Genomic DNA, 21,417 nt, shown 5'->3' with positions numbered 1-21,417 from the left:
CTCCGTGACCTTTTCGTGACCTTGATAGCCTGCCTGCTCCGTAGGCCGTCGGAGCAGGCCGTCGGAGCAGCAGGCCATCGGACGGCGGGTGAATCGGGGAACCTGATGGGGGAAAGGCCGCGGCTGCGTCTCAACGCGCCGCTGGACACGGCCGGGATCGTCCTCGCCGCGACCTTCTTCTCCCTGTCCCTCACGCCGTCGCTGCTGCCCCGCCCCTGGACGCTGCAGGGGATCATCGCGGGCGTGCTCACCGCCACCGGATATCTGGTGGGAGTGATCATCACCGCACTCGTACGCCCGGCCGCGGCCCGGATCCCGGCGAGGTGGCGCGCGGGGTGGCGTCGTAAGGGACGGCGGCGGGTCCGGCGCCTGGTCGCGACGTTCGGCTGCGGTCTCGGCGCCGCCTCGCTGGTCCTGGGTGTGCGCGCACAGCGGGACATCTACGTGCTGATGGGGCTGGACCCGCCGGAGCGGCTCGGCTACCTCGGGGTCCCGCTGATCGCGGCGGCCCTGTTCCTGGCCCTGCTGGCCGCCGCCCGGACGCTGCGGATCGCGGCGCGGGCGCTGGGCCGCCTCCTCGGGCGGTGGTTCCCCGCGATGGCCGCGCAGTTCGCCGCGGGGGTCGGGGTGGGCGTGCTGGCCGTCTTCCTGACCGACGGGATCCTCACCGAGGCCCTGCTCAAGGGCGCCGACCGCAGCTTCGCCGCGATCAACACCGAGACCACCCCCGGCATCACCCCTCCGGTGGCCGCCACGCTGTCGGGCAGCCCCTCCTCCCTGGTCCCCTGGGCGTCCCTCGGCCTGGAGGGCCGCGCCTTCGTCGCGGACGCCCCGGCCGTGGGCGAGCTGAGCAGCTTCAGCGGCCGGCCCGCCGTCGCCCCGATCCGCGTCTACGCGGGGCTCGACTCCGCCGCGACAGCGCGCGAAAGGGCCGCCCTGGCCCTACGGGAGCTGGAGCGGACCGGCGCGTTCGGCCGCGAGGTGCTCTGCGTGATCACGACGACCGGCACCGGCTGGGTGGACCCGCAGGCGGCCGCCGCCCTGGAGTTCATGCACGGCGGCGACACCGCGCTGGTCTCCATGCAGTACTCCTACCTGCCGAGCTGGCTGTCGTTCCTGGTGGACCGCGAGCGGGCCAGGGCGGCCGGGCGCGAGCTGTTCGACCAGGTGTACGCCCGCTGGTCGGCGTTGCCCGCCGGTCACCGGCCCAAGCTGCTGGTCTTCGGGGAGAGCCTGGGCGCGTTCGGCGCGGAGTCGGCGTTCGGCGGCGACCGGGACCTGCGTGAGCGCACCGACGGCGCGCTGTTCGTGGGGCCGCCGGACAGCAGCGCGCTGTGGCGGCGGCTCGTCGACGGCCGCGACCCGGGCAGCAGGGAGGCGCTGCCCGTCTACCGGGACGGCGAGACCGTGCGCTTCGCCAACCGCCCCTCGGACCTGGACCTCTCCGCGTCAGCGTGGAACACGCCGCGCGTGGTCTACCTCCAGCATCCCTCCGACCCGATCGTGTGGTGGACGCCCCGGCTCGTCCTCACCCGGCCCGACTGGCTGGAGGAGCGGCGCGGCGACGACGTGCTGCCCTCGATCCGGTGGTATCCGTTCGTGACGTTCTGGCAGATCACCGCCGACCTGGTGTTCTCCCTCGACGCGCCGCCGGGGCACGGCCACGACTACGACGGCGAGGTGGTCGCCGCGTGGGCGCGGATCGCGCCGCCGGACGGGTGGGACGACGCGCGGACCGCGGCGCTGACCACACTGCTCGCGCACGGCGTAGCCGGCTCAGGCGCCCAGTGAGTCGAGCCAGCCGATCAGCCGGGCTCCCTCGCGCGTCATGATCTGGGGGTCGCGCAGGGCGTTGGCCAGCAGCGACATGCCCTGGTAGGCGCCCACCAGGGTCAGGGCGAGACCGTCGGGCTCGGGCAGGCCGAGCTCGCGGAACTGCCGCTCGACCCAGTCGAGCAGCAGCCGGATGACCCTGCCCGCCTCCGCGTCCAGGCCGCCCTCGTCACGCTTGTCCAGCTCGGCGGCGAGCGTGCCGGTCGGGCAACCGTACCGGGCCGCGAGGTCGCGCTGGCCGACCCACGTCTCCACGAGGCCCTTGAGCCGCTCCCGGGGGTCCGGCAGCAGCTCCAGCCGTTCGGTGAGGTCCCCCAGGTGGCGGGCGTGCTCGGCCAGCGCGGCGGCGACGAGTTCGTCCTTGGTCTTGAAGTAGTAGTACACGTTGCCCACGGGGACGTCGGCGGCGCGGGCGATGTCGGCGATGGTGGTGCGCTCGGCGCCCTGCCGGTGCACCACCTGCGCGGCGGCGGCCATGAGCCGCTGCCGCTTGGCGCTCGCGGCCTTCACCCGGGCGCTCGTCGAGTCAGTCACCTGACTGACTATAGGGGGCCGGGCCCCGCGGCCGTACACCGCTGGGCCCGGCGCGACCTTTACCAGTTGGCCGGCAGCCCCGGGGTGGTGGGCGGCAGGGGGCGGTTCTTCGGGTGGATGACGTACACGATCCCGCCGCTGCCGGTGCTGCGCAGCCAGACGTTCTCGAAGTTGGCCCGCGGGTAGACGTGGCGGACCGCGTCGTTGTCCGGCGAGGCGGGGTCGTTTGCGATCACGTCGCCGGTGGCGGTGAAGCCGACGATGACCATGAGGTGACCGTTGGTGCTGTATCCGGCGCCGGGCAGTTCCGCGGCCTTGAACGACTGCGAGGTGACGACCGGGATGCCGGCCCGGATCAGCCGCTCCATCTCGGTCAGCGAGCGGAGCCGGGTGACGAACCCCTCAAGCCCGTACCGTCCGGCGTAGGCCGCGTTGAACGGCCAGTTGCCGGCCCCCTCGTACGCGTAGTCGTAGGTGTAGCGGGCGGCGTAGTCGACCTCGGGGTTGGGGTCGGAGGGGTCCACCCAGGAGGTGTCCTGCTTGCTGGGCCACTTGCCCCAGTAGCCGAGGACCATGGTCGTCGAGGTCGGGCTGCACCACGCCTCTCCCCCGCCGTCCCACTCGGGGTAGTGGCCCTCGTGGACGTTCTGCGAGCGGCGGGGCACGGGCAGTTCGACGCCCCAGGCGGTGCCGCCGGGGCTGACCGGGACGGTCGCCCGGTCGGGCACCGCGGAGGCCATCGCTCCGAGCGCGCGCACGACCGGCGTCACGGCGGAGCCCGGCGCGCGGTACAGCGTGACGCGCAGCTGGTAGGAGGTGATCGCCTTGCCCGCCGCGGCGACGAACGTGTCGACCGAGACGGTGCCGTCGGCGTCCCGCTGCCCGGACAGCGACGTGCGGCGGATGTCCTCGTCGCCGTACGCCCAGCGGCCGAGCACATACCACTTCGTCTGCCCGGCGGCGTGGCGGCCGCGCATCTCGACCTGGAGCCAGCTACCGGCGGGCACGTCGGCGTTCCAGGAGGCCACCAGCTCGGTGGCGGCGAACCCGATCGGCTGCTCGCGACCGGTCCATCGGGCGTACTCCCAGGTCTTCGTGCCGAGCGCGTCGGTGTAGGAGATCGTGCCCACGGGGGCGGCGAAGGACAGGGTGTTGCCCGCCTTCACGCCCTCCCGCAAGCCGGGACCGAAGTGGGCCCGCTGGTAGACGACGTCGACGGCGGACGGCGGGGGTTTGGTCACGGCCTCGGCGGCCGTGGAGGTGACGGTGAGGGATGAGGTCATCAGAAGGGCGGACAGGAACGCGGTCAGCACGCGCATGGCTCACCTCGGGGTCTCGTCGGCGCCCTCGACGGTAGAGACCGCGGCCCGTCCGGCACATCGGCAGGAATACGTATCCGCTACCGGCGTTCGCGGGGCAGGCCCAGCACGCGCTCGCTGATGATGTTGCGCTGGATCTCGTTGGAGCCCGCGTAGATGGTGTCGGACCGGGAGAACAGGTAGAGCCGCTGCTCGTCGCTCAGGTCGTACGGCGGGCCGTCGGCGACCATGCCGGCCGCGCCGAGCACGTCCATGGCCAGCTCGCCGAGCTCGCGGTGCCACACGCCCCACACCAGCTTGGAGATGGACGACTCGGGGCCGGGCGCGCCCGCCGCGATGCCGGCCATCGTGCGGACGGCGTTGAGCCGCATGACCTCCAGGCCGATCCAGGAGCGGACGAGCCGGTCGCGCAGCAGGGGGTCGTCGACCGCGCCCGTCCCGCGGGCCAGCGCGATGATCGCCTCCAGCTCGCGGCGGAAGCCCACCTGCTGGCCGAGCGTGGCCACGCCGCGCTCGAAGCCGAGCGTCGCCATGGCGATCTTCCAGCCGTCGCCGGGCGCGCCCACGATGTTCGCGGCGTCCGTCACCGCGCCGTCGAAGAAGACCTCGTTGAACTCGCTGGTCCCGGTCATCTGGACGATCGGCCGGATCTCCACCCCGTCCTGCCGCATGGGCACGAGCAGGTAGGACAGGCCGTGGTGGCGCGCGGAGCCCGGCTCGGTGCGGCAGACCACGAAGCACCAGTCGGCCTCCATGGCCAGGGAGGTCCACACCTTCTGGCCGGTGACCCGCCAGCGGTCGCCGTCCAGCTCGGCGCGGGTCTGCACGTTGGCCAGGTCGGAGCCGGCGTTCGGCTCGGAGTACCCCTGGCACCACAGCTCCCGCGCGGCCACGATCGGAGGCAGGAAGCGGGCGCGCTGCTCGTCGGTGCCGAACGCGATGATCGTCGGACCGAGCAGGTTCTCGCCGATGTGGCCGACCCGGGCGGGCGCGCCGGCCAGCGCGTACTCTTCGTGGAAGACGACCTGCTCCTCGACGCTCGCGCCCCGCCCGCCGTACCGCTCGGGCCAGCCCAGGCAGGTCCAGCCGGCCTTGGCCATGTGCCGCTCCCAGGCCAGCCGGATGTCGAACGCCTCGTGCTCGCGGCCGGGCCCGCCCAGCCCCCGGGCGCCGGCGAACTCGCCCGACAGGTTGTCCTCCAGCCAGGCCCGCACCTCTGCCCTGAACGTCTCGCTCCTGTTCACAGCTGGAACTCTACCAAACAGTTGTTAGAATGACGGCTATGTTCACCACCGAGGAGCAGGAGGAGCTGCGGCGCACCGTCCGCGCCCTGCTCGAGCGCAACCCCCCGGCCCGCCCGGCGCCCGACGCGACGCCGGAGTACGACGAGACCGTCTGGCGGCTGCTCGCCGACCAGGTGGGGGCCTTCGGCCTGGCCGTCCCCGAGGAGCACGGCGGGGCGGGCTTCTCGTACGCCGAGACCCACGTGGTGTGCGAGGAGCTGGGCCGCACGCTCGCCGCGGTGCCCTATCTGGGCTCGGCCGTCCTCGCCGCCGACGCGCTGCTGGCGTGCGGCGCGACCGCCGACCTGCCCGGCATCGCCGAGGGCACCCGCGTCGGCGCGCTGGCCTGGGCCGAGGGCGGGACGTGGGACCCTGCGGCGATCCGCGCCCGCGTGGCGGACGGCCGGCTGACGGGCGTCAAGGAGCACGTGCTCGACGGCGCGCGCGCCGACCTGTTCGTCGTGCCCGCCGCCACCCCCGAGGGCGGTCTCGGCGTGTACGCCGTCGATTCCGCGGCTCGGGACAGGGCGGACGGGGGCGTCCGGATCGAACCGCTGGTCACGCTGGACCGGACCCGGCCGCAGGCGCGCGTGGTCTTCGACGGCGCCCCCGCGCGGCTGCTGACCGCCGACGGGCACCGCGTGCTGGAGCGCCTGCTCGCCGTGGCCGCCACCGCGCTGAGCGCCGAACAGCTCGGCGGGGCGTCGCGCTGCCTGGAGACGACGCTGGAGTACGTGAAGACCAGGGAGCAGTTCGGCCGCCCGATCGGCTCGTTCCAGGCGGTCAAGCACCGCCTGGCCGACCTGTACGTGCTGGTCGAGTCGGCCAGGTCGGTCAGCTACGACGCGGCCCGCGCGCTCACCGAGGACGCGGCCGACCTGCCGGTGCGGGCCGCGGCGGCGCAGGCGTACTGCGCCGAGGCGTTCTCCACGGTGGCGGCCGAGGCCATCCAGCTGCACGGCGGCATCGGCTTCACCTGGGAGCACGAGGCGCATCTGTACTTCAAGCGGGCCCACTCGGCGGCGAAGCTGTTCGGCGACGCCGCCTGGCACCGGGCCCGCCTCGCCCCCGCCGTACTCGGCGGCTGACCGGCCCGGCCGTCAGACGGCGCTGTGCTCAAGCGTGTCGTCGCGCCCTCACACTCGCTGGATGATCGCGCCGGTGGCGAGCGCACCCCCGGCGCAGATGGCGACCATCGCCGTCTCCTGGTCGCGCCGCTCCAGTTCGCCGATCGCGGCGGCGATCAGGCGGACGCCGGTCGCCCCGACGGGGTGACCGATCGCGATCGCACCGCCGTTGACGTTAAGCCGGTCGGGATCGACGCCGTGGACCTGCGCGAACGACATGGGGACCGAGGCGAACGCCTCGTTGACCTCGAACAGGTCGATGTCGGCGATCTTCATGCCGGTGCGGGCGAGCAGCTTCTCCGCTGCCTTGACCGGGCCGTCGAGCAGGAACTCGGGCTCCGCGCCGACCAGGCACTGGGCCACGATGCGGGCGCGCGGGCGCATCCCGAGCTCACGGGCCCGCTCCTCGTCCATCAGCACGGCCGCGCTCGCGCCGTCGGAGATCTGCGAGGCGGTGCCCGCGGTGTGCAGGCCGCCGTCCAGGATCGGCTTGAGACCGGCCAGCGCCTCCATGTTGGTCTCGCGCAGCCCCTGGTCCCTGGTGACGGTCGCGGGCCCGTCGTCGCCGGGCACGGTCACCGGAATGATCTGCCCGTCGAACCTGCCCTCCGCCCACGCCCGCCCGGCCCGCTCCTGGGAGCGGAGACCGAACGCGTCGAGCCCCTCGCGGGTGAGGCCCCGGCGGCGGGCGATCCGGTCGGCGGCCACATACTGGGCGGGCATGTCCCGGTCCCATGAGTCGGGCCTGGGCCTGCCGACGCCCTCGCCGATGTTGGCCATCAGCGGCACCCGGGACATCGCCTCGATGCCACAGGCCATGCCGACGTCGATCACGCCCGCGGCGATCTGCGCGGCGATCAGGTGCACCGCCTGCTGGGCCGACCCGCACTGGCTGTCGATGGTGGTGACCCCGGTCTCCTCCGGCAGGCCCGCGTGCAGCCAGGCCGTACGGGTGACGCTGCCGGACTGCTCCCCCGCCTGGGTGACGCAGCCGCCGATGACCTGCTCGACCCGGTGCGGGTCGAGGCCGAGGCGCTCCAGCGCCCCGCGCTGCGCCACGCCGAGCAACTCGGCCGCGTGCAGCCCCGAAAGCCATCCGCCCCGGCGCCCGAACGGCGTCCGCGCGGCATCGACGATGACCGGAGTTCCCATGCGCTCTCCCGTTCCCGTTTCGGCGTGTCGTTTTGTCTGGGTGTCGGCGTCATGGTGGCTCCCGTTCCGCGCTCGGCGGAGCGTGATCCCGGTCAGCGGAACAAGGGGGACGATCCCGGCCGATTACCCGGGAAGCCACACGAAACCTCTTTAGTCACATAAGTTCGGGCGCTTTGCTGATATTTTGCGAACTTTCGCCCGAAAAGCCCGAATAGTCATGGCACGCTGATTCGCATGTTCGCTCGGAAAGTTTCTCTTGGTGTCTCCATGGCCGCCTTTGCCCTGGTCACGGGGGTGGCGTCGCCAGTTCTCGCCCCTCCCGCCCTGGCCACCACCGGCGTCACGCAGCACCTTTCCACGCACACGTACGCCGCACCGCACGTGTACGGGCGGGCCGTCTACCTTTGGGACGCCACGACCGGTCAGGACCTGCTGGACAAGAACGCCGCCAAGCGCATGCCGGTCGCCAGCCTGACCAAGATGATGACCGCGTACATCATCCTGCGGGAGGCGAACCTCGACGACCGGGTCACGATCAAGCGCGAGGACGTCGAGTACGCCTGGGACAACGACGGCTCGACGGCCGACCTGGAGCCCGGCGACACCCTGCCGGTCCGCGAACTGCTGTACGCCCTGCTGCTCCCCTCGGGCGCGGACGCGGCCCACGCCCTGGCCCGCGTGTACGGCCCTGGCGTGCCCGGTTTCGTGGACAAGATGAACGCCACCGCACGCGAACTCGGGTTGAACGACACCCATTACGTCAACGCCGACGGGCTCCCGACGTCCCGCGGCGACGGCTACTCCACCGCCCGCGACCAGGCCAGGCTCGCGGAGATCGCGCTGCGGAACCCGGTCTTCACCAAGGTCACCTCGACGCGCCACCACTCGACCGAGGACGGCCAGTACGACTGGTACAACACCAACCACATGCTCGGCCTGCCGGGCGCGATCGGCGTGAAGACCGGGTCCACGAACGCCGCCGGGTTCTGCCTGGCGTTCGCGGCCGACCGGGACGGCCACCGGCTGATCGGGATCATCCTCGGCGAGGACGTCGCCAGCCGCCGCTGGGACACCGCCGAAACGCTGCTCGACTGGGCGACCGACCGCTGAGCCGGCGGTACGGCTCGGCGTAAGGCTGGGCAACAAGGCGAGGCGGGCCCGCGCAATACCCCGGCGGGCCAGAAAACAGGGCCTTCCCGCATCGGTCAAACCCAGTTAAGTTCCCGATCAGTGCCCATCGGGGGGCAGGGAGTGTGTGATCGCAAGGCCGAGGAGGAGCCCATAGCCGAGAGCTATGGGCGACGACGAGAACGCAGCGAGGCGCCGCCTGGGCCACGCGCAGCAGGGCTTGGTTCGGTCGCACACGACCTGAGGACCACTGAACCGTTCGGACCGTCATTGGACCCGAAGGAGAGCCCAATGCGCGCCTCGCTCGGCATGCGGGCCGCCGTCGCCACCGCGGCGTCCGCCCTCGTGCTTCCCCTGCTGCCGGCCGCGCCGGCGAACGCCGACCCCGACCCCGCCGCCATCGCGCAGACGGTGGTCGCGTCGGCGGTGAAGAAGCACCTGCGCAAGCTGCAGGACATCGCGAACGCCAACGGCGGCACCCGCGCCGCCGGCACTCCCGGCTTCGCGGCCTCCCGCGACTACGTCGCCGGGGTGCTGAAGAAGGCCGGCTACAAGGTGACCCTGCAGGAGTTCGACTTCCCGTTCTTCAAGGAGAACTCCACCGCGGTCCTGCAGCGGACCGCGCCCTCCCCCAAGACGTACGCCGCCACCCCGCCGGACGGCAGCAGCGTCGGCGACTTCGCCACGATGACCTACTCCGGGTCGGGAGACGTCACCGGAGCCGTCCGGAACGTCGACCTCATGCTGCCTCCCGGCCCCACGCCCAGCACGTCGACCTCCGGCTGCGAGGCCGCCGACTTCGCCGGCTTCCCGGCGGGCGCGGTCGCGCTGGTCCAGCGCGGCACCTGCACCTTCCAGGTGAAGGCCGAGAACGCGCAGGCCGCGGGCGCGTCCGCGGTGATCATCATGAACGAGGGCCAGCCCGGGCGCACCGAGACCCTGCAGGGCACGCTGAGCGAGCCCACCGTGCACATCCCCGCCGTGGGCGTGAGCTTCGCGGTCGGCCAGGAGCTGTCCGCCGCAGGGACGTCCGTACGGGTGAAGACCGACACCACCAGCGAGATCCGCACGACCCACAACGTCATCGCCGACTCCCGGTGGGGCGACCCCAACAAGGTGGTGCAGCTCGGGGCGCACCTGGACAGCGTGCTGGCGGGGCCCGGCATCAACGACGACGGCTCCGGCAGCGCCGCGATCCTGGAGGTCGCCACCGCGTTCGGCAAGATCCCGACCAGGAACAAGCTGCGCTTCTCCTTCTGGAGTGCGGAGGAGCTGGGTCTGCTCGGCTCCGAGCACTACGTCGCGAGCCTGTCCCCCGCCGACCTGGCGAAGATCAAGCTGTATCTGAACTTCGACATGGTCGCCTCGCCGAACTACGCCTTGAAGATCTACGACGGTGACGACTCCGACGCCACCGGCGCCGGTCCCGGCCCGGCGGGCTCCGACGAGATCGAGAAGCTCTTCGAGAAGTACTTCGACGCGCTCCATCAGGGCCACAACGGCACCGATTTCGACGGACGGTCGGACTACGGGCCGTTCATCGACGCCGGGATCCCGTCCGGCGGGACGTTCACCGGCGCCGAGGGCGTCAAGACGCCCGAGGAGCAGGCGATGTTCGGCGGCACCGCCGGCGAGGCGTACGACTCCTGCTACCACCAGGCCTGCGACACCATCGCCAACATCAACGACAAGGCGCTCGCGCTGAACACCGGCGCGATCGCCACCGCCGCCGCCGTCTACGCCTTCAGCCGGGACCTGCCCGGTCCGGACACCCGCACCACCGCGGCCGCCGCGCGCACCACTGCGGCTACCACCGCGGCCCACGTGGGCGAGGCGCACGGCGCGCCCGCCCGGTGATCCGTATGCGATAGCCGTACGCGGGCCCCGCCGGACGACGTCCGGCGGGGCCCGCTTCACGTGGCCGTCAGCCCGTGAAGTTCACGTCACTGCAGAAGAAGAACGTCTGGTCCATGTGCGAGGCCTGCCAGATCGTGTAAACCACGGCCCGGCCGCTGCGGCCCGACGTGCTGAGGTTGACCGAGTAGTACTGCCCGGGGGCGTACTTGCCGGTCTTGATGAGCAACTGCAGGTCGTTCCAGCCGACCGCCTGCCGGGTCGGGTCGAAGCCCTGCTTGGTCACGTAGACGAGCAGGTAGTCGGCGCCGTGGCCGGCCTGGTCCCACAGCTTGATCGTGAAGTTGTTGCGGACGTCGGTCGCCTTCCACGCGCCGGGGACGTCCATGGCGTTGTATCGGCCGTTCTCCGCGTGGCCACCGCTGCACAGCTGGCCGTTCGGGATCGCGGCCTGGAAGTTGCCGCCTAGAGACATGCGGTAGAGGCCGTTCCAGTTCCACATGGCGGTGGTGTCGGCCTGCCACGCCTGCCAGCACATCGGGTCCTGCTGGGCCATGGCCGGGTTCTGGAAGTCGCTGCCCCAGCGCAGCCAGCAGCCGTAGTTGCGGGAGGCCGGGTCCACGACCGAGCCGTGGGCGGAGGCGGCGCCCGCCCAGGTGACCAGGCAGGCGACCGACGCGGTCAGCAGGGCCGTGATGCGCAGGGCCCAGCGGCGGATCCGGGGATGTGAATGCGCGTGCACTGTTGGGTCTCCATCTTCCGGTGGGGGGATTCCGGGCCAGATGGGGAGCGCTCCCAGACGTCGTCAGCGATGCTAGTTGACCCGCATTAGTTCGACTACCCGACCAACAATGGTCATGACGCTCACCTTTCTCACCTGCGGGTTTCTCCGCTGGAGGACTAGAGCACCGTGCACGTTTCATTCACTCCCGGTCGCGAGGGGCGTGCTGCACCTGCTCCGACTTGGCAAGGAACGGCGAGCGGCCGAGGATGACGATTCCCACCACGAGCGCCACCAGGCCGCCGACCTCCCCCGCGAGAGCCGGCGGATCGACACGCAGGCGCTCACCGAAGATCACGACTCCCAGGACGATCCCGACGATCGGCTCGGTCGCGGTGGTGGCGGGCAGCGAGATCCGCAGCGGCGCGGCGTCGAACGCGCTCTGGTTGAGCAGGATGCCGGTCGCCGCGATCACGGGCAACAGGTAGGGCTCCCAGGAGGTGAACAGCGCCACCGCTCCCCCCGCGAGGATCAGCAGGGACCCGCGGGTCAGCGCGTCCTGGAGGCCGTACAACGCCCCCGCCGCGGCGGCGAGCAGCATCGCCTTGGCCTGCAGAGGCATCCGCAGCGCCACGGCGACCATGCCCGCGGCCACCCCCGCCACGGCCAGCACGGCGATCCACACCACGGAGCCCGACGCCGGCATCCCGCCGCCGTGGGGACGGCCGGCCACGAGGAAGGCGGCGACGCCGCCGCTGACCAGCACCGCGCCCAGCCATTCCGTCGCGCCCAGGCGCTCCTGGTAGAACAGGGCCGCCGCGGCGAGGGCGAAGATGAGGTTGGTCGCCAGGAGCGGCTCCACGGAGGCCACGTCGGCACGCCGCAGGGCCAGCGCCCCGAGGACCTGCCCGCCGATCATCGTGGCGATCCCGGCCAGCCACACCGGCTTGCGTGCCAGGTCGAGCAGCAGGCGCACGTGCAGCATCTCGCCCAGCGGTTCGGTGTACGCGACGTGCTGCTGCGCGACCCAGCCCAGGCCGAGGAGGGCCGCGGCCGCGAGGCCGAGAAGCACCGTGACGATCACGGCGCCACCCCGCCCGCCGGAGCCCTCGGCATCATGATCGGCCACTCCCCTCGGCGACCGGGTCTCCCATGTATCCGCCCATCCCCCGCGACGGCGGCCTCATGTCCGACGGCACATTTTTGGGCAATCGACCAAGGCGGGCGACCAAGGCAGACGACCAAGGCGGTCGTAGGCTCGGACCGTGGCGATCAGACCATTCGACGCGGTGTTGTGCGACTTCGACGGTGTCCTGAAATTTCAGGATCTTGAGGAGCAGGCGGAGATCGAGCGGGCGTACGGGGTGGAACCGGGGACCGTGGCCCGGGTGACCGGCGAGTCGGCGCTGGTGGTCCCGGCCCTGACCGGGCTGGTGACCCGCGAGGAGTGGCTGGCCTCGGCCGTTCCCGTCCTCGCCGGGCTGGTGGGCTCGGCCGCGCGGGCGAGCGCGCTGACCGCCGACTGGCTGGCCGCCCGCACCTGGGCGGACGAGGAGGTGCTCGCGCTGCTCACGCGGGCGCGCGCCCGCGTCCCCGTCCTGCTCGTCAGCAACGCCACCTCGGAACTGGCCGCCCACCTGCGCGAGCTGGAGCTTCGCGACGCCTTCGACCACGTCGTGAGCAGTTACGACGTGGGTGTGGCCAAGCCCGACCTGAAGATCTTCGAGATCGCCGCCCGGCACGCGGGCGTGCCGCCGGAGCGTTGCCTGTTCGTCGACGACCGGGCCGAGAACGTCGACGCGGCAAGGGTGCTCGGCATGACCGGGGTCGTCTACCGCGCCCCGGCGGACCTGGAGGCGGCGCTGGTCCCGCTGTTCGAGGAGGCTCCCTGATGGCGGTGCGGCGGGTGCTGGCCTTCGTCGACCGGCCGAGGGAGAGGTTCGAGGAGGCCGTGGCGTTCTGGACCGCCGTCACCGGCACGCGCCTGTCCCCCCGCCGGGGCGACGACGGGGAGTTCGCCACGCTGCTGCCCGAGTCCGGCGACGCCTGCGTGAAGATCCAGGCGGTGGGCGGCGAGGGCGGCGCCCATCTCGATCTGGAGGTGGACGACGTCCGGGCCGCCGTGGCCGGGGCCGTCGCACTCGGCGCCGCCGTCGCCGCCGACCACGGCGACTGGGCCGTGCTGCGCTCCCCGGAGGGCAGAGCCTTCTGCCTCGTCGCGTGGGAGGGCGCGGCGCGGCGGCCGCCCGTGCTCGCCGGCACCCGCCTCGACCAGGTCTGCCTCGACATCGCCCCCGGCGCGTACGAGGAGGAGGTGGCCTTCTGGGCGGCGCTGACCGGGTGGCCCCCACGCCGGGGGTCGCTGCCCGAGTTCACGGTGCTGACGATGCCGGGGATGCCGGTGCGGATTCTCCTGCAGCGGCTCGGCGAGGGTCCCGGCCGCTCGGCCCACGTCGACCTGGCCTGCGCCGACGCCGAGGCCGCCCGGGTGTGGCACGAGCGGCACGGCGCGGCGTTCGTGGCACGGGGGCGGCACTGGATCGTCATGCGCGATCCGGCCGGCGGGGTCTACTGCCTCACCGAGCGGGATCCGGAGACCGGCGCGCTGCTCCCTTGAGTATCAGGCGGCGGGGCGCAGGTGCCGCAGCGCGGTGGCGAGCCGGGCCAGTTCGGCCACCATCGTGTCCGCCGCCGTGTTCATCACGTCGTTGGGCTGCAGCCGGCCCTCCTCGTCGAGGAGCTGGGCGACGAAGGGGATGGAGACCGCCTCGAACACCGGCACCATCTTCAGCGTGGTGACGACCTGCTTGAGCATCTGCACCGCCCGCGTTCCCGCCGAGACGCCGCCGTAGCTGACGAACCCGACCGGCTTGTACTGCCACTCGTGGTGCAGGTAGTCGATGGCGTTCTTGAGCACGGCGTTGAAGCCGTAGTTGTACTCCGGCGTGACGAACACGAACGCGTCGCCGCGCTCGATGGTCGCGCTCCACTCCTTGGTGTGCGGGTGGAGGTACTGCCGGAGCCGGGGGTGGTTCGGCTCGTCCATGAACGGCAGGTCCACCTCGGCCAGATCGACGATCTCGACCTCGAAGGCGTCCTGGGCCACCGCGCGCTCGTGGAACCACTCCGCGACCGGCAGCCCCGTCCGGCCCGGGCGGGTGCTCGCGATGACGATCTGCAGAACAGGCTTCGCCACAATTCCCCCAAAACAGTCGTAAGCGGAAATAACCCGCTTAACAGTACGCCGTGATCGAGAAGGCGACCGACGCGGCATGCCCTTTCGTAATCGATCTATCCATGCAACAGCGGAATCATTAGCATCGCCCTGCACGAGCGTGATCGCCGGTTCCCCACCGGCCCGCCAAACCCCGCCCCCCAGCACGTCGAGAGGCCCGACGATGGTCGTTTCCATGATCGAAGCGGTCAAGCTGGCAAATCGGAACGAGAGTGCCCGGCAGGCGCTCGCCGAGCGGTTCGCCGAGGTGGAGGAACGCTCCACCCGTGAACGCGAGGAGCAGGAGGCCGCCAGGCGGCGGGTCTACGACGACGCGCTGACCCCGTTCGCCGAGACGTTCTCCCGGCTGAAGAATGTGGACCTCGCCGAGCTGGCGCTGATCGGCGACCTGGTCGAGGCGGACCTGCCGGACGTGGAGCTGCGCGACGTCCAGCTCGACGCGGTGGGCGCGGTGACGGCGCTGGTCGGCGGTGCGGTGGCCGGCGCCGGGCTCGGCGCTCTCACCTGGACGGCGGTGGGGGCGTTCGCGGCGGCCTCCACCGGCACGGCGATCTCGACGCTGACGGGGGCGGCGGCGACCAGCGCCACGCTGGCATGGCTGGGCGGCGGCTCGCTGGCTGCGGGCGGCGGCGGTGTAGCCGCCGGGACGCTGGTGCTGACCGGCATCATCGCCGTCCCGGTCGTGCTGTCGGTGGCCGGGTTCGTGGAATGGAAGGGCCGGGGCGCGCTCGGCGAGCAGCGTGAGGTGAAGGCCCGGCTGGAGGAGGCCGCCGCCGAGCTCGACCTGCTGGAGGCGTCGGCGGAGGCGGTGTGCGAGCGCAGCCGGGACGTCCGCGCCCTGCTGGACGACCTGCGCGCGGCGCTGCTCGAACGGCTCCCCGGCCTGCGCGCGCTGGTGGACGAGCAGGCCGACTACAGCCTGTACGGCCCGGCCCAGCGCACCCAGGTGGCGGTCACGGTCGCGCTCGCCACCGCCGCCGTCGCGGTCATGAGCACGCGGATCGCGGATGAGGACGGCAGGGTCACCGACCTGTCCCAGCGGGTCGTCGCCGACGCCCGCACCCGGCTGAGCACACTGGTCGAGGCGGGGTGAGCCCGGACACCGAGCGCCCCCGGACAGAGAGACGCGGAGCGGGCCTGCCCGGCGGCGCGGACGCGGCGGCCTGGGCACTGGCGGACGCGGCCGGCCGGCGGCTCGCCGAGGCGACGGTGGAGACCCTGCGCACACGGGAGGTGGTCGCCGAGCTGGCCGCACGATACGCGAACACGGGCACCGCCCAGCGTGCGGGACACCTGTTCGAGGTGATGCACGCGCTGTCGTTCAACCAGGACGCGATCGCCCAGGGCTCGTCGCTGCGGGCCGTCGTCACGGAATGGGCGCCGGGCGGCTCCCAGACCGCGCCCGCCGACCTGCACATCGTCAAAGGCGGCCGGGTCGTGGCCCAGGCACAGGCCAAGCTCACCGGGCGCGCCCCCTCCGCCGCCCACGCGCTGGCTCAGTCGAAGTACGAGGGTATGCAGCGCCTGGTGGCGAGCGACCGGCGTCAAGCGGTGGAGGACCTGCTCGACCGGCGGCTGTCCATGTCCCCTGAGGGCCTGCGCTACGAGGACTACCGTGACGCCCGCGCCCACGTGGGCGACCGGCTGAGCGCGGGCGGAGTACGCAGCCGGGGCGTCGCCTACGAGGAGGCCCAGCGGGCCGCCCGCGCCCCGAAGCGCTGGGCGGACGAGCAGGTCGTCAAAGCGGGAGCCCGCCAGGTGGCCGTGTCGGCCGTGACCGCGGCGACGGTCGGCGGGCTCGTCTCCGGCATCGGGACGGCCGCGGCCGAGGCCGCACGCGTACGGGCGGGAGAGACGTCCGCCTCCGTCGCCGCCGCCACGGCCCTGGCCTCGGCCGTACGCGGGGCGGCCCGGTCGGGAGTGGTCGCCGGACTGGGTGAGACGATCCGCGTCGCGGCCGACGCGGGCGTCCTGCCGCACGCGCTGGGGGGCGGCACGCTGCCGTTCGCCGTCTCGGGAGCCGTGTACGCGACCGCGGAGGCCGGGCTCGACCTCGCGCGCGGCAGGATCGGCGCGGGTGAGTTCGCCGCCAGGGCCTGCGAGACGACCCTCACCTCCGCTCTCGTGTGGGGCTGCGGCGTCGTGGGCCAGAGCGTGATCCCCGTCCCCGTCGTGGGTGCTCTCGTGGGCGGCCTGGCCGGCCAGGCCGCCGGGTTCGTCATCGTCCAGGGGATGCAGCTCGCCCTCGTGGCCGCCCGGGCATCCCACACCGACGCCGAACGGCTGGACCTGCTCGAACGCGAGATCATCACGTCCGTCCTCGTCCTGCGCGAGCTGCGTCAGGCGACGGAGCGGCTGGGCGCGGAACGCAACGCGTACGCCACCGGGGTCGTCCTGCCCCGGTTCGAGCGCGTCCAGACGGCGCTCGCGGAGGGACGCCCCGGCCCGGCGCTCGCCGAACTGGCCGAGCTGACCCGCGACTTCGGGGGCACGCCGGTCTGCGGCACGGTCGAAGAGTTCGACCAGTGGATGGCCGACGAGAGCCGGGTGCTCTCGCTGAACCCCAACTGGTGAGTCGTCAGCGGGCGAGGTGGCGGCTGATCACCAGGCGCTGGATCTGGTTGGTGCCCTCGAAGATCTGCATGATCTTGGCCTCGCGCATGTAGCGCTCGACGCGGAACTCGCGCGTGTAGCCGTACCCGCCGAAGACCTGGACCGCGTCGGTGGTGACCCGCATCGCGGTGTCGGTCGCGACCAGCTTGGCGACGCTGGCCTGCCTGCTGTACGGCAGGCCAGCGTCGCGGCGGCGGGCCGCGTCGAGGTACGTCGCCCGGGCGCAGTCCACGCCCGCGGCCATGTCGGCGAGCAGGAAGCCGAGCCCCTGATGGTCGATGATCTTCTTGCCGAATGCCTCGCGCTCCTTGGCGTACGCGACGGCCTCGTCGAGCGCGGCCTGGGCGAGACCGACGGCGCAGGCGGCGATGCCCAGCCTGCCGGAGTCGAGCGCGCCGAAGGCGATGGGCAGGCCCTGGCCCTCCGCGCCGATGAGGCGGTCGGCGTCGATCAGCACGCCGTCCCAGTGGGCCGTCGTGGTGGGGATGGCGTGCAGGCCCATCTTCTCCTCGGGGCGGCCGAAGGTCAGGCCCTCGGCGGCGCCCGGGGCGAGGAAGCAGGAGATGCCGCGCGAGCCGGAGTCCGTGCGGGCGAACAGCGCGTAGAAGTCCGCCCGGCCGCCATGGGTGATCCACGCCTTGGTGCCGGTGATCCGGTAGCCGCCCTCGGCCTTCTCGGCCTTGCAGGTCAGCGCCGCGGCGTCCGACCCGGCCTGGGGCTCGGAGAGGCTGTAGCCGCCGATCAGCCGCCCGGCCAGCATGTCCGGCAGCCAGCGCTCCCGCTGCTCCGGCGTGCCGTACACCGCCAGGGGCAGACAGGACAGCGTGTGCACGCTGACCGCGACCGCGACGGCGGCCCACCGCGCGGCCAGCTCCTCGAGCACCTGGAGATACACCTCGTACGGCTGGCCGCCCCCGCCGTACTCCTCCGGGTACGCCAGACCGAGGAGCCCGGCGGCGCCGAGCGTGGCGAACAGCCCCTCGGGGTAGGTCTCGGCGCGCTCGTGCTCGTCGACGCGGCGGGCGAGTTCCTTGTCGGCGATCTCACGGGTCAGCTCGATGAGGTCCCGGGCGTCCGGGCCGGGCAGCAGACGGTCGACGGTCACGATGACTCCTGGAGGACGGGCTCGTTCAGCTCGGCGAGAAGGGCGGCGGCGCGGTCGCGGAACTCCGCGACACGGGCGAGCTTGATGTCCTCGTATCCCCTGACCAGGTCCGGCAGGGCGGCGATCTCGGCGACGGCCGCGGCTGTCGCCGGGGTGAGCCGGCCGAGCGCGCGCGTCACCAGCTCGCGGTACTCCACGACCAGCGTACGCTCCACCCGGCGGACGGCGGCGTGCCCGAACACGTCGAACGCGGTGCCGCGCAGCACGCGGGCGGCCCGCAGCCCGCGGAACACGACGCCGGCCGACCGGCGCAGCCTGATCTTGCGCTCCAGGCCCATCGCCCGCAGCAGCGGCGGGTGCAGCAGCACCGACACGGCGGCGCCGGGGCCGAACTCCCGCTCGCGCCGGGCCCGCTCGACCGGGTCGAGATGCAGCCGGGCGACCTCGTACTCGTCCTTGTACGCCATGAGCTTGTGCAGCCCCCGGGCGTACGCGAGCCCGACGCGCACGCCGGCCTCCTCCCCCGCCCGTTCGGCGGCCAGCGCGGCCACCCGGCGCACGTCCCGAGCGTACGAGCGGGCGTACTCCGCGTTCTGGTAGCCGGTGAGATCGGCGACGCGCACGGCCAGCGTCTCCTCCAGGTCGCCGCTCGCGTCGGCGGCGACCGGCACGGCGACCGGCACGGCGGGCGGCGCCGGGGGGATGGCGGCGCCGAACACGGCCTCGCGGTCGATCACGGCGGCCCGCCCCCAGCGGAAGGCCGCCAGGTTCTGCTCCACGGCCGCCTTGTTGAGCCGGATGGCCCGCTCGATCGCGTCCGCCGAGATCGGGATGCAGCCGTGCTGGTAGGCCGCGCCGACGAGCACGAGGTTGGCGGGCATGTGGTCGCCGAACAGCGCCTCGGACAGCGCGCCTGCGTCCAGGTGGAGGCCGGTCTCGGGCACGGTGGCCGACGCGACGCGGGCGACCGCGTCCTCAGGTCCGGAGAGCGCGGCGCGGCCGGTGACCATGGCGGCCGTCGGCACGATCGCGGTGTTCACGACGGCGACCGTACGCCCGGGCGACGCGACGGCGAGGTTGTCGTCCGTGGCGGCGCCCAGCACGTCGAAGCAGACCAGGACGTCGGCCGTGCCGCGGGCGGCGCGGACCGCACCGATGATCGGCTGCGGGGAGATCCGCACGTCGCTGACGACGGGACCGCCCTTCTGCGCCAGCCCGGTCTGGTCCAGGCCGGCGGCGTGCAGGCCGTCGAGATGGGCGGCCATCTGCAGGATCTGCGAGACGGTCACCACCCCGGTGCCGCCGATACCGGGCATCCGCAGCAACGCCGAACGCTCCGGGAACCGCGCCACGGGCTCGGTCAGCGCCACCGGCGGCTCGGGGACCGTACGCGGGGTCGCAGGGCGAGGCTCGACGAGCAGGAACGACGGGCAGTCGCCCTTGAGGCAGCTCAGGTCGGAGTTGCACGACGCCTGGTGGATGCGGGTCTTGCGGCCGAACTCGGTCTCCACCGGCTGCACGGACAGGCAGGTGGACGCGTCGCCGCAGTCGCCGCAGCCCTCGCACACGCGCTCGTTGACCACCACCCTCGCCGGCGCCGCGGGCAGCTTGCCGCGCTTGCGCAGCCGTCGCTCCTCGGCCGCGCAGCGGTCGTCGTGGATCAGCACGGTCACCCCGTCGATCGCGGCGAGCTCCTTCTCCACGGCCGGGAGGTCGTCGCGGTGCCGTACGGACGCGATCGGCGCGAGCCGGACGCCCCGATAGGTCTCCGGCTCCGGCGTGGTGACCACGACCCGGCGCACCCCCTCGGCCGCCAGCCACCGCGTCAGCGCCGGGACGTCGAGGCGGCCCTCGGCGCGCTGCCCGCCGGTCATCGCCACGGCGTCGTTGTAGAGCAGCTTGTACGTCATCGAGACGCCGGCCGCGACGGCGGCGCGTACGGCCAGCGAGCCGGAGTGGTGGAAGGTGCCGTCACCGAGGTTCTGGGTGAAGTGGCCGTCGGAGGTGAAGGGGGCCAGGCCGAACCACTGGGCGCCCTCGCCCCCCATCTGCGTCATGCCGACCTGCCTGCCACGTCCGTTCCCGTCCAAGGCGATCATGGCATGGCAGCCGATGCCCGCACCCACCAATGTGTCGTCGGAGGCGCGAGTGGAGGCGTTGTGCGGGCAGCCCGAGCAGAAGTACGGCGTGCGGGCGGCGACCAGTGGGAGCATGCGGCGCTTCCCCCGGCCGGAAGACGGGGCGGGCGACAGGATGGCCGCCTGCCGGGGAAGGCGGTCCGGGCCGAGGCAGGTGGCGAGCGCCCCGGCCACGTCCTCGGCGCCGAGCGTGCCGCGCGCCGTCAGCAGTTCGCGGCCGATGACGTCGGGGCGCTGCCCGGTGCCGTACAGCGCCTGCTTGAGGTGCCCCTCCAGGAACGGCACCTTGTCCTCCACCACGAGCACCCGGTCGAGCCCGGCGGTCATCGCGGCGAGGTCGTCGTACACGAGCGGGAACGGCATGGCGAGCCGGATGAGCCGCAGGCCGAGATGGTCCATCGCCTCCTCGTCCAGGCCGAGGTCGGCCAGGGCGCGCAGGACCACGGCGTAGGAGGTGCCGGACGCGAGCACGCCCGTCGTGGCCCGCGGCGCGTCGTGGGTGATCCGGTTGAGGCCGTGCGCGCGGGCGTACTCGCGGGCCAGGCCGAGCCTGCGGGTGAGCATGTCGTGCTCGGCGTCGAGCGAGGCGGGGCCGACCAGGGTGGGCGGCGCCCCCCGGCCGGCGCGGTCCGGCATCGGGATGCCCTCGCCCAGCGGACCGAGGTCGACGGTGGCGGAGGCGTCGGCGACGTCGGCGACGATCTTCAGGCCGGCCCACAGCCCGGTGGCCCGCGACAGCGCCACCGCGTGCAGCCCGAGCTCGACGACCTCCGCCACGGAGCCGGGGGCGAGCAGCGGCATCGACAGGCTCTGGCACATGGGCTCGCAGGAGCTGGGCACGGTCGACGACTTGCTGCCCGGGTCGTCGCCGATCCAGGCCACCGCCCCGCCGAGCGGCGCGGTGCCGGCGACGTTGCCGTGCCGGATCGCGTCGGCGGCCCGGTCGAGGCCCGGGTTCTTGCCGTACCAGAACCCGGTCACCCCCTCGTGCCGGCGGCCCGGGACCTGGGAGAGAAGCTGGGTGCCCGCGACCGCCGTGGCCGCGAGCTCCTCGTTGAGGCCGGGCCGGGCCACCACGCCCGCCTCCTTGAGGAACCGCGCGGCCCTCGCCATCTCCAGGTCGACGCCGCCCAGCGGCGAGCCGGGATATCCGGAGACGAAGACCCGTGTGTCCAGGCCACGCGCGGCGTCGAGGCGGCGCTGCTCCAGGGTCAGCCGGACGAGGGCCTGGACGCCCGAGATCAGCACGGTGCCGTGCTCGGCCGCGTACTTGTCGTCGAGCGAGACGGGAGGCGAGGACACGCGAACCTCCTGAGGGTCGGGGGTGACCCACAGCACACCAACGCCACCGCGTACGCGCAAGCATCGCGCGAGA

General features: G+C 72.9%; 17 protein-coding genes. 8 read left to right on the top strand and 9 right to left on the bottom strand.

Annotated elements, in window-relative coordinates:
* The first annotated feature begins 105 nt into the window (after positions 1-105).
* On the top strand, positions 106-1,791 hold the full coding sequence (locus tag ACQEVJ_RS20320) for an alpha/beta hydrolase (RefSeq protein ID WP_433103224.1): 1,686 nt from the start codon (positions 106-108) through the stop codon (positions 1,789-1,791).
* Here the strand turns inward: ACQEVJ_RS20320 and ACQEVJ_RS20315 are convergent.
* The 3 genes from ACQEVJ_RS20315 to ACQEVJ_RS20305 all read right to left on the bottom strand — a co-directional run bounded on the left by ACQEVJ_RS20315 (position 1,777) and on the right by ACQEVJ_RS20305 (position 4,930).
* A complete protein-coding gene (locus tag ACQEVJ_RS20315) occupies positions 1,777-2,367 on the bottom strand; it encodes a TetR/AcrR family transcriptional regulator (RefSeq protein WP_433103222.1) in 591 nt (196 codons plus the stop codon). The genes ACQEVJ_RS20320 and ACQEVJ_RS20315 overlap by 15 nt on opposite strands.
* Positions 2,368-2,426: 59 nt before the next feature.
* On the bottom strand, positions 2,427-3,686 hold the full coding sequence (locus tag ACQEVJ_RS20310; protein WP_433103220.1) for a C39 family peptidase: 1,260 nt from the start codon (positions 3,684-3,686) through the stop codon (positions 2,427-2,429).
* An 80-nt stretch (positions 3,687-3,766) separates the two neighbouring features.
* Positions 3,767-4,930, bottom strand: a complete 1,164-nt coding sequence (locus ACQEVJ_RS20305) for an acyl-CoA dehydrogenase family protein (protein ID WP_433103218.1) — start codon at positions 4,928-4,930, stop codon at positions 3,767-3,769.
* A gap of 38 nt (positions 4,931-4,968) precedes the next feature.
* Between ACQEVJ_RS20305 and ACQEVJ_RS20300 the strand changes: the two genes are divergently transcribed.
* Positions 4,969-6,057 carry an acyl-CoA dehydrogenase family protein gene (locus ACQEVJ_RS20300; RefSeq protein WP_433103216.1) on the top strand — a complete coding sequence of 363 codons (1,089 nt, stop codon included), beginning with the start codon at positions 4,969-4,971 and terminating at the stop codon, positions 6,055-6,057.
* A 48-nt stretch (positions 6,058-6,105) separates the two neighbouring features.
* Here ACQEVJ_RS20300 and ACQEVJ_RS20295 read toward each other — a convergent pair whose 3' ends face one another.
* The gene (locus ACQEVJ_RS20295) at positions 6,106-7,248 is read right to left on the bottom strand and encodes a steroid 3-ketoacyl-CoA thiolase (RefSeq protein ID WP_433103214.1); all 1,143 of its coding nucleotides are present in this window, start codon (positions 7,246-7,248) and stop codon (positions 6,106-6,108) included.
* A gap of 267 nt (positions 7,249-7,515) precedes the next feature.
* Between ACQEVJ_RS20295 and ACQEVJ_RS20290 the strand changes: the two genes are divergently transcribed.
* Both ACQEVJ_RS20290 and ACQEVJ_RS20285 read left to right on the top strand, forming a co-directional pair.
* Positions 7,516-8,358 carry a D-alanyl-D-alanine carboxypeptidase family protein gene (locus tag ACQEVJ_RS20290; RefSeq protein ID WP_433103212.1) on the top strand — a complete coding sequence of 281 codons (843 nt, stop codon included), beginning with the start codon at positions 7,516-7,518 and terminating at the stop codon, positions 8,356-8,358.
* A gap of 309 nt (positions 8,359-8,667) precedes the next feature.
* Positions 8,668-10,233 carry a M28 family metallopeptidase gene (locus ACQEVJ_RS20285; protein ID WP_433103210.1) on the top strand — a complete coding sequence of 522 codons (1,566 nt, stop codon included), beginning with the start codon at positions 8,668-8,670 and terminating at the stop codon, positions 10,231-10,233.
* Between the two features lie 67 nt (positions 10,234-10,300).
* Here ACQEVJ_RS20285 and ACQEVJ_RS20280 read toward each other — a convergent pair whose 3' ends face one another.
* Together ACQEVJ_RS20280 and ACQEVJ_RS20275 are read right to left on the bottom strand one after the other, a co-directional pair.
* Positions 10,301-10,972, bottom strand: coding sequence for a lytic polysaccharide monooxygenase auxiliary activity family 9 protein (locus ACQEVJ_RS20280; RefSeq protein ID WP_433103208.1), 672 nt, complete (start codon positions 10,970-10,972; stop codon positions 10,301-10,303).
* Positions 10,973-11,153: 181 nt separating this feature from the next.
* Entirely contained in the window at positions 11,154-12,035 is an 882-nt protein-coding gene (locus ACQEVJ_RS20275; protein ID WP_433103206.1) for a DMT family transporter, read from the bottom strand.
* Between the two features lie 181 nt (positions 12,036-12,216).
* Between ACQEVJ_RS20275 and ACQEVJ_RS20270 the strand changes: the two genes are divergently transcribed.
* Complete coding sequence (locus tag ACQEVJ_RS20270; RefSeq protein ID WP_433103204.1) at positions 12,217-12,843, top strand: HAD-IA family hydrolase; 627 nt, start codon at positions 12,217-12,219, stop codon at positions 12,841-12,843.
* Positions 12,843-13,568 carry a VOC family protein gene (locus ACQEVJ_RS20265; protein ID WP_433103202.1) on the top strand — a complete coding sequence of 242 codons (726 nt, stop codon included), beginning with the start codon at positions 12,843-12,845 and terminating at the stop codon, positions 13,566-13,568. The genes ACQEVJ_RS20270 and ACQEVJ_RS20265 overlap by 1 nt, the downstream gene beginning before the upstream one ends.
* A gap of 3 nt (positions 13,569-13,571) precedes the next feature.
* Here ACQEVJ_RS20265 and ACQEVJ_RS20260 read toward each other — a convergent pair whose 3' ends face one another.
* Positions 13,572-14,147 (bottom strand): NADPH-dependent FMN reductase, encoded by a 576-nt coding sequence (locus ACQEVJ_RS20260; RefSeq protein ID WP_433103200.1) that lies wholly within the window; start codon positions 14,145-14,147, stop codon positions 13,572-13,574.
* Between the two features lie 214 nt (positions 14,148-14,361).
* On the opposite strand from ACQEVJ_RS20260, the gene ACQEVJ_RS20255 reads away from it, so the two are divergent.
* Both ACQEVJ_RS20255 and ACQEVJ_RS20250 read left to right on the top strand, forming a co-directional pair.
* Complete coding sequence (locus ACQEVJ_RS20255; protein WP_433103198.1) at positions 14,362-15,279, top strand: hypothetical protein; 918 nt, start codon at positions 14,362-14,364, stop codon at positions 15,277-15,279.
* Complete coding sequence (locus tag ACQEVJ_RS20250) at positions 15,276-16,760, top strand: hypothetical protein (protein ID WP_433103196.1); 1,485 nt, start codon at positions 15,276-15,278, stop codon at positions 16,758-16,760. The genes ACQEVJ_RS20255 and ACQEVJ_RS20250 overlap by 4 nt, the downstream gene beginning before the upstream one ends.
* A 4-nt stretch (positions 16,761-16,764) precedes the next feature.
* Here the strand turns inward: ACQEVJ_RS20250 and ACQEVJ_RS20245 are convergent, their stop codons facing one another.
* Positions 16,765-17,904, bottom strand: coding sequence for an acyl-CoA dehydrogenase family protein (locus ACQEVJ_RS20245; RefSeq protein ID WP_433103194.1), 1,140 nt, complete (start codon positions 17,902-17,904; stop codon positions 16,765-16,767).
* Positions 17,901-21,344 carry an indolepyruvate ferredoxin oxidoreductase family protein gene (locus ACQEVJ_RS20240; protein WP_433103192.1) on the bottom strand — a complete coding sequence of 1,148 codons (3,444 nt, stop codon included), beginning with the start codon at positions 21,342-21,344 and terminating at the stop codon, positions 17,901-17,903. The genes ACQEVJ_RS20245 and ACQEVJ_RS20240 overlap by 4 nt, the downstream gene beginning before the upstream one ends.
* Positions 21,345-21,417 lie beyond the last annotated feature (73 nt).

The organism is Microbispora sp. CA-102843, from assembly GCF_050936215.1.
Taxonomy (GTDB): domain Bacteria; phylum Actinomycetota; class Actinomycetes; order Streptosporangiales; family Streptosporangiaceae; genus Microbispora.
The sequence above is the reverse complement of the archived record's forward strand: the minus strand, read 5'-3'. Positions and strand labels throughout refer to the sequence as shown.